Annotated in this window: 15 protein-coding genes; all 15 read right to left on the bottom strand. The window is 42.0% G+C overall.

The genetic code is table 11. The annotated features are described in order from the left end of the window. Nucleotides 1-151 precede the first annotated feature (151 nt). Nucleotides 152-820 (bottom strand): hydrogenase nickel incorporation protein HypB, encoded by a 669-nt coding sequence (gene hypB / locus NFS18_RS06960; protein WP_251389336.1) that lies wholly within the window; start codon nucleotides 818-820, stop codon nucleotides 152-154. A gap of 104 nt (nucleotides 821-924) precedes the next feature. Then, nucleotides 925-2670, bottom strand: a complete 1746-nt coding sequence (mutY, locus tag NFS18_RS06955) for an A/G-specific adenine glycosylase (RefSeq protein WP_251389335.1) — start codon at nucleotides 2668-2670, stop codon at nucleotides 925-927. A gap of 182 nt (nucleotides 2671-2852) precedes the next feature. After that, on the bottom strand, nucleotides 2853-3677 hold the full coding sequence (locus tag NFS18_RS06950) for an amino acid ABC transporter ATP-binding protein (protein WP_251389333.1): 825 nt from the start codon (nucleotides 3675-3677) through the stop codon (nucleotides 2853-2855). Further along, the gene (locus NFS18_RS06945) at nucleotides 3661-4371 is read right to left on the bottom strand and encodes an amino acid ABC transporter permease (protein ID WP_251389331.1); all 711 of its coding nucleotides are present in this window, start codon (nucleotides 4369-4371) and stop codon (nucleotides 3661-3663) included. The genes NFS18_RS06950 and NFS18_RS06945 overlap by 17 nt, the downstream gene beginning before the upstream one ends. 135 nt (nucleotides 4372-4506) lie before the next feature. After that, the gene (locus tag NFS18_RS06940; protein WP_408631553.1) at nucleotides 4507-5397 is read right to left on the bottom strand and encodes a transporter substrate-binding domain-containing protein; all 891 of its coding nucleotides are present in this window, start codon (nucleotides 5395-5397) and stop codon (nucleotides 4507-4509) included. A 232-nt stretch (nucleotides 5398-5629) separates the two neighbouring features. Beyond that, nucleotides 5630-6430: a hypothetical protein gene (locus NFS18_RS06935; RefSeq protein WP_251389327.1), complete on the bottom strand. Its 801-nt coding sequence runs from the start codon at nucleotides 6428-6430 to the stop codon at nucleotides 5630-5632. A 92-nt stretch (nucleotides 6431-6522) separates the two neighbouring features. Then, on the bottom strand, nucleotides 6523-7296 hold the full coding sequence (gene srtB / locus NFS18_RS06930; RefSeq protein ID WP_251389325.1) for a class B sortase: 774 nt from the start codon (nucleotides 7294-7296) through the stop codon (nucleotides 6523-6525). Nucleotides 7297-7383: 87 nt separating this feature from the next. Further along, nucleotides 7384-8538, bottom strand: coding sequence for an LCP family protein (locus tag NFS18_RS06925; protein ID WP_251389323.1), 1155 nt, complete (start codon nucleotides 8536-8538; stop codon nucleotides 7384-7386). Between the two features lie 236 nt (nucleotides 8539-8774). Continuing rightward, nucleotides 8775-9605 carry an undecaprenyl-diphosphate phosphatase gene (locus tag NFS18_RS06920; RefSeq protein WP_251389322.1) on the bottom strand — a complete coding sequence of 277 codons (831 nt, stop codon included), beginning with the start codon at nucleotides 9603-9605 and terminating at the stop codon, nucleotides 8775-8777. Between the two features lie 36 nt (nucleotides 9606-9641). Then, nucleotides 9642-10472, bottom strand: a complete 831-nt coding sequence (locus tag NFS18_RS06915; RefSeq protein WP_251389348.1) for a Cof-type HAD-IIB family hydrolase — start codon at nucleotides 10470-10472, stop codon at nucleotides 9642-9644. Between the two features lie 5 nt (nucleotides 10473-10477). After that, nucleotides 10478-11428: a hypothetical protein gene (locus NFS18_RS06910; RefSeq protein ID WP_251389320.1), complete on the bottom strand. Its 951-nt coding sequence runs from the start codon at nucleotides 11426-11428 to the stop codon at nucleotides 10478-10480. Nucleotides 11429-11537: 109 nt separating this feature from the next. After that, nucleotides 11538-12074 (bottom strand): bL17 family ribosomal protein, encoded by a 537-nt coding sequence (locus NFS18_RS06905; RefSeq protein WP_251389318.1) that lies wholly within the window; start codon nucleotides 12072-12074, stop codon nucleotides 11538-11540. A gap of 196 nt (nucleotides 12075-12270) precedes the next feature. Beyond that, on the bottom strand, nucleotides 12271-13230 hold the full coding sequence (locus NFS18_RS06900; RefSeq protein WP_251389316.1) for a DNA-directed RNA polymerase subunit alpha: 960 nt from the start codon (nucleotides 13228-13230) through the stop codon (nucleotides 12271-12273). Nucleotides 13231-13296: 66 nt separating this feature from the next. Beyond that, the gene (rpsD, locus tag NFS18_RS06895) at nucleotides 13297-13890 is read right to left on the bottom strand and encodes a 30S ribosomal protein S4 (protein ID WP_251389314.1); all 594 of its coding nucleotides are present in this window, start codon (nucleotides 13888-13890) and stop codon (nucleotides 13297-13299) included. A gap of 84 nt (nucleotides 13891-13974) precedes the next feature. Then, entirely contained in the window at nucleotides 13975-14370 is a 396-nt protein-coding gene (gene rpsK, locus NFS18_RS06890) for a 30S ribosomal protein S11 (protein ID WP_178600319.1), read from the bottom strand. Nucleotides 14371-14483: the final 113 nt, after the last annotated feature.

Genomic DNA, 14483 nt, shown 5'->3' with positions numbered 1-14483 from the left:
GAAGTGATGACAGCGATATATCCAGCCCCTCGCCGAAGGCGACTTAAAATGGGCTGGATACTGTTACTGGAGCACCCACAGGGTGTGAACAGTAATTTCTTTCACAACCAGCCTTTCCCCGGCAACGGGAGGAGATGTTGATACATCCCCCCTAAGCGTTCCATTCCTTCACCTGTTTACAAATCCAATCGCAAAGCTCATCCACACCTTCACCTGTTTTTGCGGAAATCTGGAAAATCTGAATCTTCGGATTACGCATCTTCGCATACTCAGTTACCTTCTCCACATCAAAATCAAAGTATGGCAGCACGTCAATCTTATTAATAATCAGTATATCGCATACTTCAAACATAAGCGGATATTTCAGCGGTTTGTCATGTCCTTCCGGTACACTTAAAATCACTGCATTTTTCACAGCTCCCGTGTCAAATTCCGCCGGACATACCAGATTCCCGACATTTTCCAGAACAACAAAGTCCAGTTCTTCTGCTCCGAACTCTTTCAATCCCTGACGGGTCATGTCTGCATCCAGATGACACATGCCCCCTGTGTGGAGCTGAATGGACTTCACCCCAGCCTTTTCCATAGTCTCCGCATCCACTTTGGAGTCAATATCTGCCTCCATAACTCCCATCCGAATCTCATCTTTCAGCACATTTGCAATTGCAGTCAGAGTGGTAGTCTTTCCTGATCCCGGCGAGGACATCAGATTCATAAGAAATGTTTTTGATTTTTTCAATTCCTCTCTGAGCAAATCCGCATCCCTGTCATTATCTTCAAATATACTTCTCTTTAATTCGATTACTTTAAAATCCTGCATATCTATTTCCTCCCTGTATCCTGAAAGGCAGCTATTCTGCCTTTCAGCTCCATAGCCGCAAAATCCGCCCGCAGTGAAAGGGCGGATTCTTTTAATATTTCCATTTATCTATCTATATATGCCTCAAATGCCGACGGAATGGAATACTTCTCATTGATTTCCTCCCGCCCCGCAAATATCATCTTTCCGTTACAATTCTTTTCCAGTTCGTCCACCAGCACCTCATAGCCGATCATATGCCATTCCACATGGCTGAAAATGTGTTTCGCCGCCGCCAGCTTTTTCACACGTACCGGTGTAAGTCCGATTGTACTTCCATATTCGATAACTTCTTTCCTTGTCAGATGTCCTTCCACATTTGGAAGCTCATACAGACCTGCCAACAATCCTTTTGCGGAGCGTTTACGAATTGCCACTGTTTCACTGTCACGGAAAATCAAAACAGTCCGTTTCTCAATTCTCCTTGCTTTCGCCTTGGTCTTCACCGGAAGTTTCATCTGAATTTCCTGTGCCTTTGCTTTGCATAAATGCACCGCCGGACAAATGTCACATTTTGGTTCCCCATTTGGCACACAGACAATGGCGCCCAGCTCGATCAGCCCCTGGTTGAAGTCTCCCGCCGCATCCTCGGGAATAATTTCTTCCAGAAGGTGTTCAATTTCTGTCCGCACACTTGCCTTCATAATATCTGCATCACTTGCCAAAAGTCTCGACACGACCCGCAGTACATTGCCGTCTACTGCCGGTTTCGGAATTCCGTATGCGAATGAACTGATCGCTCCCGCCGTATAATTACCGATTCCGGTCAATTTCAAAATCTCATCGTAGGAGTCCGGAAATCGTCCGCCATACTCTGTCATCACCTGCCGGGCTGCCTTCTGCATATTGCGTACACGGTTGTAATACCCCAGACCTTCCCACAGTTTCATCAGCTTGTCTTCCTCTGCATCCGCCAGCGCCTCTACATTTGGAAATGTATTCAAAAACCGTTCATAATATGGCTTCACTGCCTCGACTCTTGTCTGCTGCAGCATAATCTCCGACACCCACACACGATAAGCATCTGGATTCTCCCGCCATGGAAGCTGCCGGTGATTTTCCCGATACCATGTGACCAGCGGTTCCACACTCTCTTTCAGAATCGGGCTTCCCAATACCACAGGTACTTCTTCATTCATTCGTATACTGTCTGTTGTAACAATACAATCATATGCCAGTACATGAACTCCTGCCGCCCTCGCTTTTTTCAATGTCTCGCAAAATACAGGATGCGTATCTATATTCGGTGTGAAGTAGCGTACCCCCTTCATCTGGATCACGAAAAATACATATGCCTCATATCCTTCTTTCACGGCTTTGCAAAGCTCTTCCAGATGTTTCACAGCTCTGTCACTCGGAGCATCCGGAAACCGCGCTACACCATTCTCTTCCAGCGTAACTCCTTTAACCTCTATAAAAATCTTTCTGTTTTCCTCTTTGCCACAATCCTTTCCTGCTTCGACATACAGATCAAATCTTGAATCCCCATAGGTTTTCTCCGGTCTCACCAGACACACCTCTTCAAACAAATGCCCCTCTTCAATCCATTCCTGTACCACCTTATTCGGAATCTGAGAATCCATATTTACAAGCCGTTCCCCTTTCTCCACGCAGATCAGATCCCACTTTGTCTTCCGATCAGGGTTGTCACTTTCCTGTACATATATCGCCGTTCCCGGCTTCAAAAGCTCGGCACATCTGCCTGTATTCTTCACATGGACGATCTCCTGCTTCCCCGTTAACTCTGCATATGCAAGAAACCGGTTTGGTCTCTCCAGAAACTTCCCTTTTATAATTCTTTCATATCTCATATAAAAACTCTGCTTTCCGTTTCACTTTTATCTACATTGTATCACAATCGCTCCCTGTCTTCTACCGGAAAAAAACGCTTGAATATATTGTATTTACAGAAATTCCAGAACTCCATCGTGTTCTCAGACTCTACATCTACAATCTGTTCAAACGTTTTTTCTTTATATTATTTATTTGCTGACTATAAAATCTTTGACAAGAATTCTTTCAATCTCTCATCCTTCGGATTATCGAAGAATTCTTCCGGCGGCGCCTCTTCTTTAATCTGTCCGTCGTCCATAAAGATAACTCTGGATGCCACCTCTCGGGCAAATCCCATCTCATGTGTTACGACCACCATCGTCATACCTTCACTCGCCAGTTCTTTCATCAGTTCCAGTACCTCGCCAACCATTTCTGGATCCAGCGCCGATGTAGGCTCATCAAACAAAATCACGTCCGGATTCATTGCCAGAGAGCGGATAATCGCAACACGCTGTTTCTGCCCGCCGGACAATGTAGACGGATACGCGTCTGCCTTATCATCCAATCCGATCCGTTTCAGCAGATTCAATGCCTGCTGTTTTGCTTCTGCCTTGATCTGCTCCTTTGTTGCTGTGATTTGAATCAGCTCTTCTTTGTTTCCTCGGAACAGGTTCTTGACCTTGGTCATGCGGTTCTTGCTCTTCGCCTGTTTCAAATCCTTACATTTCAGATATGCTGGCGCCATCATCACATTTTGAAGAACAGTCTTATTATTAAACAGGTTAAAATGCTGGAACACCATACCCATATGACGGCGATGTACATTGATGTCTACCTTCATATCCGCAATATCCACACCATTAAAAATAATGCTTCCCTCTGTTGGGTCTTCCATACAGTTCAAACACCGCAGAAATGTACTTTTACCAGAACCTGACGGTCCGAGGACAGCAACGATATCCCCTTTGTTGACGGTGATATTAATTCCCTTTAATATTTCAAGGCTGCCGAAATTTTTCTTAAGATTAATTACGTCTATCACTCTTCTTCAGGCTCCTTTCCAGTACTCTTACAAGCAGTGTAATAATCAGAACAAGTACGATATAGATTAATGCCATCACAAGGTAAGGCACCATGAACTCGTAGCTGTTTGTTCCTATATAGTTAAATGCCATATAAAGGTCTGCAACAGCGATAAAGCTGACGACTGATGTCTCTTTGATCAATGCAATAAACTCATTTCCCAAAGTCGGAAGGATATTCTTTACCGCCTGCGGAATGACGATCTTCATCATACTCGTGCCAAAGCTTAAGCCCACTGCCCGTCCTGCTTCCATCTGTCCGCTGTCTACTGACTGGATACCACTTCGCATAATCTCAGAAATATACGCACCGCTGTTCATTCCAAATACAATCATCGCAACCCGTATACCCGGCAGGTTTACGCCGGTTAACGGTACAAGAACATAGTATCCTACCAGAAGCTGTACTACGATCGGAGTTCCCCTGAAGAGTGCAACATACAAATTACAGACTCCATTTAGTACTCTCGGAAGCATCTTATACTTGGGAAGCACCTTCACCGTTGCAATCACAGTACCAATCAAAATACCGATAATTAAGCCGGCAACTGCAATAAAAACGGTATTCTGCAGTCCCTGCACTACTTTAACATAACCGTTCTGCTCGATAAATATCTCTATAAACTTATCTACTTTCAGACCAAAATTCCCCATTGTTATCCTTCCTCAAATGCGCTAAGAAAGGAAAATACATACTATATCTTCCTTTCCGACTTTTCTTATATGTAATTTTAATATAACAGTTCAGCCGGAAGGCTGAACTGTTACATATTAATATACGTTTTGCTTTTACAGCATTGCATTGATCGCTTCTGAAATCGCCGCTGCCGGAGCCGCATCAATGATAACATAATCAATGTTTCCGTTCAGCATATCCTGTACTGCTAAAGAACCGCTCTTGTACGGGCTGCATGCAGCCGCAAGACCATCAAAACCAAAGTCCTCACTACCCTCTACATAGCTCTGTCCTGTTGTTCCCTGCTGTACTCCTATCTTTGTATCGCTTGTCAGTTCTGCCAGCTTTTCCGCAACCGCGTCCGCGTCTTCCAGTCCGTCAAATGCTGTATCATCACTCGGTACGATCAGACGCTGGGATGCCTGGTAGTAAGAATCGGAAAATGTTACATATTCTTTTCTTTCTTCATTCACTGTCAAACCAGCCATTGCAATATCACATTTCTGCTGTCCAACAGAAAGACACACTGCATCAAAATCCATATTCTGAATAACCAGCTCTTTTCCCAGTTCTTCTGCAAGAAGCGCTGCAAGCTCCATGTCGATTCCCATGTAAGACTCACCCTTAGTATACTCGAACGGTTCAAATGCAGCATTTGTTGCTACAACAAGCTGATCCTTAGACTCATCCAGCTTTGCAGACTCGACTGCAGCCGGCTCTCCGCCACCGAAATATTTATCGCAGATCTCGTCCAGTGTTCCATCCTCTTTAATCTTCTGGATGAACGCATTTACCTGTTCCAGAAGCTCCGGCTGAGATTTGTCAACGCCAAACGCATATTCTTCATCTGTCAGATCTACTTCAATTACCTTTGCTGTTGTCTTAGCGCTTCCCTCATCAGCCTTCTTGTCGTCTCCCTTACTTCCGCACCCTGCTATAAGTCCTGCAACGAGTACTGTACTAAGCATTACTGCTAATAACTTTTTCATATCCTTTTCCTCCATCTATTTCAAGTATTACCTGTGTATTTTTATGCACGGTATTTTTATATATTATCATATTTATGCAAAATTGCAAGTAATTCTATGCAAGATTTTTAAAACAATCGATACTGTATATAATAACAATGTATAAAATACATATAAGATTAAATAAAGTAAAACCCACAACACCTTCCGGCGCATGGGTTTTACATCATCACACAAAATAATTATTTATACTTGTTTCTTTCTAAAATTACTTACCTGTCTTTGGGGAAAGTTTTACACCAGAGTTGTTCTCTGCCTTTGCAGCAGTGTTTTTTCCACTCTCTGTCTTGTTATCCGCCTTATTCTCTGTCTTGGCATCATCGTCTTTGTCTGTTTCATCATCGACTTCATCCTGTGTCGGAGGTATAATCGGCTGTTTATTTTCCCCGTCCTTGTCCATAATAACAGCTTTGCCATCGGACATTACTTTGATGATAGCTATAGGTGAAAGACTGTCGAAATGTGCATCTACAACAACGCCATTTGCATCCTTGCTGCTTACTTTTCCTTCCAGAACTTCCCATGTACCATCATGTTTCTGATGAAGAACATAAACGGTATCACCTTCATTCAGATCATTTGTAAGGTCTCCTGTTACAGGAATAGACAAATCAATTCCACCTTCTGGCATCGCGCCTTCCGGCAGTTCAATATCGCCCACACCTATAACGGTGATATCCCCTTTATCCTCCGGAATGTATCCATTATTTTCCAGAATGTCTCTAACCTGCTCATCATCCTTAAGAATCTCTTTTACTTCTTCTGCCACATCTGCAGCATACTTAACAGTTACACTATTGCCATCCTTGTCTACTGCGGTTCCACCTACGATAGTTACCGGCTTTGATGGCTTGTCAGTCTCATCTGGCTTCTCAGTCTCATCCGGTGTTTCAATCCCATCTGGAATATCTGGATCAATCGGACTTGCTGCAAATACTGCTGTTCCCATGCTCAAAGTGAGCACACATACAGCAGCAATTGCAAGAATTCTCTTCATTCTTTTTGCCACTTTGTTTCTCCTCTCAACTTATTTTGCGTGATTATATTAAAACATCTGTTAAGATGCTTTAACCATATGCATCGACCGCTGTGTATCTCACCTTACTGCTCCTGCCCTGCCAAAGTTGCATTCACAAGCCATCTCTGATCCGGATAGTCTGCGATGCAGGTAGAGAGTGTAACAATGGTACTTTCTTGTGTAACTTCCACATTCGGATTCACATTTCCCTCTATAGAGCTCTTAAGCTCATCCAAATACTTCTGAAAATCATCTATATCTAAAAAATTGTAGTTTCCTAAAATATAGCGGTCGTCAAATGCAACTGCCGCAAATACCTGATATTTCAATGTACGGTCCGGCAGGTAAATATAAAAGTACGGATGACTGTCAAAAAATGTCTTATCGCTGTATTTATGCAAGTCTGTAAACATTGTTCCATCCAGCATATCATGCCCGTATACCACAGTTACCGGATCTGTGAAATACGGAGAATTGTATTTTTCCGTATAGATGGAACCAGGGAGTCCCGTCTTTCCATCTATTGTTGTATTCAGATAGTACTCATCCTCCTCCACAACGGACTGCAGGATCGGATAATCCACATTTGTATCTGGAATCTGAATCCATGCATAAACGTCCTGATTGACCATCTGCAGCTCTTCAAAATCAATCTTACTCTCATAAGGGTCTTCTGCTTTTTTCACAACTGTTTCCTGCATCTTTTGATAGCCTTCTTCCGCTTCTGCGGGATCTGCTATCTTCTCTGCTTCTTTTTTCTCCTGCTGATAGGAGTAATAGAATACTCCTCCGGCTGCGCCGCCCGCCAAAATGAGCGCCGCTAAAACAATGATGATTATTTTCACCGTCTTCTTCATCTCTTTATCTCCCTCTCTATTATCCTGTCTCTTCTGTCTATCCTTCCGAATCCTTCGTTTTTCTGGATATCTGGCTTTTCTGGATTTTTAGTCTTCGATTTTCTCTGGATCCCTGGTTTCTTCTGTCTTTTTCTGATCTGGAACTTCTTCATAGAAATTCTGGATCACAAGTTCTTTGAGTGCATCCGTATCCGCCTGATACTCTTCCGTATCCCCTGCCGGAACGGTTGTCCCCGGCACCATCATGATGTTATCCATAGTCAGGTTCATCTCCAGCACTTCCGGCACAAGATAAGCAATGTCTTCTACTGTTACATTGGTCCGCATATGCTCAGTCAGACCTTGATAAAGTTGTATCGGCAATGTGATATCTGTCTTCAAAGCCGCCTTCGCCTGCTCCATATAACAGGTTACATACTGCTTCTGACGCTCCAGTCTGCCCATACTGCTTCCTGCTTTATATTCATCCCGCTGACGTACATAATCCAGTGCAGACTGCCCAAGCAAGTACATCTCTTGTCCCTCGTAAAAACCCCCTTCATTCCACTCCACAGTTTCCAATGCAGTCAGATGAACGCCTCCAATAGCATCATTGAGCACTGGGAGCGCCTGAAAATTGATAACGCAATATCTCTGAACAGGCAGCTTATACAATAGGTTCGATACCGTCTCACTCATCAATTCACAACTCATCTTTGCACTTCGTCCATACGCATATTGCAGGGTAATCTGTTTATTTTCTGTTTTTACAAAATTCCCTGCTTTATCCAATACCTTCACAGGTACAACCGTTTCTCGCGGAATTGCCAAAATCTTAAACTCATTGCTTTGCACATTAATGCTTACCAGAAGAATTACATCCGCCAGTCCTTCACTTCCTGTTTCTCTTTTCTCTTCTATCGCAAGTTCTTTATCAATTCCAAGACAAAGGAAGTTGATAATGTCTGAATTGTACCGATACTGTTTGCCCTGATATGTAATATAGATTCCCTCTGGAAGTTCTGTCTTACTCTCTGTCACTTCCGGCACTTCTGTTCTAAGATTCTTATCGCCTTTTGTCCTTAAATAAACAAACGCGCCAACTATTCCTGACAGAACCAAAAAAAGAATACCCGCAAAAATCAGACATCCTCTCAAGAATGTCCGCCTCCAGCTTTTTGGCACTACGCCTTTTCTGCTGCTGTACCAGTTTAAATGCTTTGCCGGATTTTCCGGGTCTATTTTGTATTTTTTCTGTTTCATTTTGTCATCCTCGCAGACTTAGCTACTCTATTTTACCCCCCCCCCGTGTTTTTTTGTCAATTGATTGTTTTTACTCAATTTCTCACAAAAACATGATATTTTTTACCATAGCGCATTTTTTAATAAAAAAAGAACAGTCACTGCAAGGAATTGTTGATCCCTAAATACAGTAGCTGTTCTTTTCTTTCTAGTGTAAATACATATATTTTATTGATATACCTGCGGATATTTTATATTTACAATGCAAGCAATGCAGTAATTCCAAAATACAGTAGTACAATAATACCAAGTCCGATTCGGTAGTAACCGAATACCTTGAAATCGTGATTCTTAATATACTGCATCAGGAACTTAATCGCAAATACGGACACGCAAAACGCAACTGCACATCCCAAAAGTAACAGACCAAATTCTTGTCCTGTAAAACCCAGTCCGAATTTAAGCATTTTCAATGCACTCCAGCCAAACATAACCGGAATTGCAAGGAAAAATGTAAACTCTGCCGCAACACCTCTGGACGCGCCGATCAGCAGCCCTCCCAGAATTGTGGCGCCGGAACGGGAAGTTCCCGGAATAATCGCCAGTACCTGAAATCCGCCGATCGCCAGCGCCATTGGAATTGTAAGCTGGGTCAGCTTTGTAACTGCCGGCTTCTTGTTCTCATTCCTTCTCTCCACAATAATATAAAGGATACCATAAACAATCAACATTGCCGCAACTACATATGCATTCATAAAATGTTCATCTACATAGTCATCAAAAAGCAGTCCAAATATCATCGCCGGAATGGTTGCGATCGCCACCTTTACCCACAGCTGAATCGTCAACATCTGCTGTTTCTTAGACTTATCCCTTGCAAATGGGTTCAGCTTGTGAAAATACAGCATGATAACTGCCAGAATCGCACCGAACTGTATCACAATATTGAACATTTCCACAAATTCTTCACTCAGTTTCAGATGAATAAATTCTTCCACCAGAATCAAATGCCCTGTACTGCTGATCGGAAGCCACTCTGTAATTCCCTCTACAATACCCAAAATAATAACTTTCAAAGCCTCTAACATATCCGTCTCCTCTCATACTTCTCTATAGAAGCCATTTTACAAAAGTGCATACCGCTCAATTGCCTTTGCTGCACCATCTTCATCATTTGTTTCTGTTATATAATCTGCCGCTTGCTTCACAGTCTCCTCAGCATTTCCCATAGCTACGCTAAAGCCAACTTCACGAAGCATCGTTACGTCATTGTCGCCGTCTCCGCACGCCATAATTTCTTCCCTGCGGATGCCAAGTAATTCTCCCAGTTTTACAAGACTTTTCCCTTTGTTCACACCTGCGGCATTAATTTCTATATTATACTTTAAAGAGCCAACCAATTCAAGCTTTTCATCCCGCATAAGCTCCTGCCATGCCTGCTCTCTCTCATTCATATCAGCAAATAATCCCTGTACTTTATCCATATCTTCTGCTCTTTGCTTTGCCAGTTCCATGATATCCGGCACTATAACCCTGCTCTTACGTACATACTCCCACATATGCGGATTGTGATGATACTTGTGGATCTGCTCCATCTTCACTTCATCAGCATACCCCTGTCCGTCAAAGTAAATTTCCGGCATGGTATCGTACTTCTGTAATACCTTCAGCGCCCGAACGGCATCTTCTATCGGCAAAAGCTCTTCAATCAGAAGCTCTCCTTTCTCCGTGTCAAGAACACGTGCGCCATTGGAAGTCAGTGCATACCGGATCCCCTGAAAATTCCTCAACTCTTCGGGAATTCCTGTATACGGACGCCCTGTCGCTACAAGAACAATAATCCCTTTATCCAAAGCTCTGCGCAGTATATCTCTGCTGTATTCCGTCAATTCCTTTTTTGTATTCAAAAGGGTGCCATCCAAGTCCAACCCTATCATTTTTATCTGATGCATCATATTCCTCATAATTCCTCAAAATCTTTTGGTATCTCTACTATTCCGCAAGTTGGACTATACGTAAAGTTTTGTCTGCAATAGACTCTCGGATATCCGTACTGCCCTGCTTTCTCTTCAATCTTTTCTGAATTTTCTTTCATGACATTCAGGTAGTATCGGAAGGTATGGTCTTTTTCAATTCTCATCATATTTCCGTTTTCATCTGTCCAGATATACATCTCTTCCGTATCCTGATTATATGTATTTCTCAGCATTTTATATACCTCAGGATACCCCTTTTTCAAATCCATGACATTTAAGCCATATGCACTGAGGGTTTTTCGGAATTCATTATCACTCTCTTCCTCTGCTGATTTATCTCTTAAAGTATTTTTAATGACTGCCTTGTATTTTATACAATTTTTCTCGTCAATTGTATCTTTCCCCTGCTTTGTAATCTTCACCAGAAAATCCTCATCTCTCAGAAAACCATAGGAAATCTGGTCGCTTTTTCCCACTTTCCACTGCGTGCCATACATACTCTCAGCAGCATATCTGTACCACTGATTCTTCGGTATTACTTTCATCTGAACATCTGCCTTATTGTATACCGGAGAAATGCCCTTGGAATAGATATACGGCATATTATCACGATAATCCATAATCTCTGTTCTGTCCCCGCGGCTGATATACAAACGCCGGTGTCCAAAATCGTGAATCAGATTGATGTCCTGTGATCTGTCATGCTTATCCTCTTCTTTTTCTGAATTCAGATCCAGATACACGGATGACTTGCATTCCATACGTTCCGCTGTATTGACAGATTGCAGAACGGAATTTGAAACAGTCTCCATATGCTTTAAATTCTCCTGCTTTTGAATTTTACTATTCAGAACATTATAAAATGCATAGATCAGTCCGCTGGCAAGAAGAATAACAAGCAAAATTTCTAAATAATTCTTACCTTTCGATTTCACATTCATATCCCCCTGGTTTATTGTCATATCTTTTATAAGAATATCATTTTCCTACAACCTTTTCAAGAACAAAAAGGACGAGGTAAAAACCTCGTCCTAAACACAACAATTATACTAACTCAATAAGTACTTCCATTGCTGCGTCACCTTTACGCTGACCAATCTTAACGATTCTTGTATATCCACCATTACGGTTCTCGTATTTCGGAGCTATCTCTGTAAACAGTTTCTCTACAAGATCAACCTCTTTTGTATTCTTCTTCTTTCCTGCTGCGGCAGCCGGAACTTCTTTCACCGGATAAAGAACCTTCAGCATCTCTCTTCTTGCATGAAGTCTGCTCGGCATATCTTTCTTGATCGTCTTCTCTACTTCATCGTAAACAGTAACTTTCTTGCCGTCTACAACTTCTTTCACTCTTTTGCCGTCTGCATCCTTACGTGCAACCTTAGCTTTTACAGTAACCTCTTCAAAGTTATCCTTCTCTCTTACTGCCATAGCAATAAGACCTTCTGCAATTTTACGGATTTCTTTAGCTTTTGCTTCTGTTGTGATCATTCTTCCGTTATTAAGAAGAGCTGTCACCTGATTTCTAAGCAGAGCTTTTCTCTGGCTGGATGTTCTGCCAAGTTTCCTATACTTTGCCATTTTAAATTTCCTCCTGTTAATTCCATATAGTTTAACATGCCAGTCAAAAAACCATGAAGGCATTGTTTTCCTTCCTGTTCATTGCATGATCAAACTATATTACACATCTAATTATGCATCTTCGGGCTTATTAATTAAATGCTTCTGCCACGCTCTTCGGGCTTACTGACAGAAAATTTAAGTATTAAGCAATTTCTTACTCCTCACCTGAATTTAATTCAAGGTTGAGTTCTTTTAATTTTGCAAGTACTTCTTCCAGTGACTTCCGTCCCAGATTACGCACTTTCATCATATCTTCCGGTGTCTTGTTCGTCAGTTCTTCAACAGTGTTGATACCGGCTCTCTTCAGACAGTTATATGAGCGGACGGACAGTTCGAGTTCGTCAATACTCATTTCCAGAACTTTTTCTTTTTCATCATCTTCTTTTTCAATCATAACTTCAGCAGCCTGTGCCACTTCTGAAAGATCAATAAAGAGTTTCAAATGTTCACTGAGTACCTTTGCCGCAAGGCTCACCGCTTCATCAGGAAGCAATGTACCCTTTGTCCATACATCCAGTGTCAGCTTATCGTAATCAGTAATCTGACCTACACGTGTATTCTCAACAGTGAGGTTTACACGCTCTATCGGAGTATAAATGGAGTCAATCGGAATCACACTGATCGGAAGATCCTCAGTTTTATTCTTATCTGCACTTACGTATCCTCTGCCTTTTGTAATGGAAAGCTCCATATACAGCTTGCTGTCCTTACCACCACTTAATGTGGCAATAACCTGCTCAGGATTCATAATCTCAATATCAGAGTCTGTCTGGATGTCGGCGCCTGTTACAGTGCCCTCACCCTCAAATTCGATATATGCAGTCTTTACTTCGTCTGATTCAGATGTGTTCTTAATTGCCAGAGATTTCAAGTTCATGATAATTTCGGTCACATCTTCTTTTACACCCGGAATGGAACTAAATTCGTGCAGAACTCCATCAATCTTTACAGAACTGATCGCAGCTCCCGGAAGAGAAGAAAGCATAATTCTTCTCAGGGAATTGCCAAGTGTTGTTCCGTATCCTCTTTCCAGAGGCTCCACGACAAAACGTCCATATTTTTTATCTTCTGAAATTTCAGTAATTTCAATATTAGGTTTATTAAAATCAAACACTATACAGACCCTCCTTATGGGTTAAAATATGTTGAGGGGATACGATGCTTATACCGTATTCACGGATTATTTGGAATACAACTCGACGATCAGCATCTCATCAACCGGAACATCGATTGCTTCTCTCTTCGGAAGTTCTTTTACTTCACCTTTCAGGTTCTCTGCATCTACTTCCAGCCAGTCAGGAATCATGTTTCCGCCTGTTACTTCCAGAATTTCTTTGTATCTCTGGCTTCCTTTGTGCTTCTCTTTGATTTCAATGACATCTCCTGCCTTTACAAGGTAGGAAGGAATATTCACCTGCTTGCCGTTTACAAGAACATGCTTGTGGTCAACAATCTGTCTTGCTTCTTTTCTTGTTCTTGCGAATCCCATGCGGAACATAACGTTATCCAGTCTGGACTCCAGAAGAATCATCAGGTTCTCACCTGTCATACCTTCCATCTGCTTAGCTTTTGCATAATAATTTCTGAAAGGTTTTTCTAATACGCCATAAATGAATTTTGCTTTCTGTTTTTCACGCAACTGAAGACCATACTCGCTCATCTTTCTGTTTGCTCTTTTAAGCTGTCTGTTAGACTTCTTGTTAATTCCTAAATAGATTGGATCCATTCCAAGGGAACGGCATCTTTTAAGAACCGGAACTCTGTTTATTGCCATTTTTATTTCCTCCTATATATTACAGCGGATATTCGCAATCCACTACGCTACTTGCACTTAATCAACATTCACACCAGCAGATGATCAGACTCTTCTGCGTTTCGGCGGGCGGCATCCGTTGTGCGGTACCGGAGTAACGTCCTTAATACTAACTACATCAATACCACAAGCCTGCAATGCACGGATTGCAGCTTCTCTTCCTGATCCAGGTCCCTTTACGAATACGTCTACAGTCTTCAGACCATGTACCAATGCTGCCTTTGCTGCTGTTTCTGCTGCCATCTGAGCTGCATATGGAGTAGATTTTCTTGAACCTCTAAATCCCAGACCGCCTGCACTTGCCCATGAAAGAGCATTTCCCTGTGCATCTGTTAATGTTACGATTGTATTATTAAAAGATGACTGAATGTGAGCCTGTCCTCGTTCAACGTTTTTCTTGACACGTTTTTTTGTCACTTTTTTTGTAACTTTCTTAGCCATTATAAACTAACCTACTTTCTTCACTTTCTTAAAATTTTCAAATTTTGTCTCATTAAGTCTGTCCGCTAAGCTAAACTTATGTTATTACATCCGCTAAGATTCACGAACGGCTT

The organism is Mediterraneibacter agrestimuris (assembly GCF_943193195.1).
In the GTDB taxonomy this organism is placed as follows: domain Bacteria; phylum Bacillota; class Clostridia; order Lachnospirales; family Lachnospiraceae; genus Schaedlerella; species Schaedlerella agrestimuris.
This window is presented reverse-complemented; position numbering and strand designations above follow the sequence as displayed.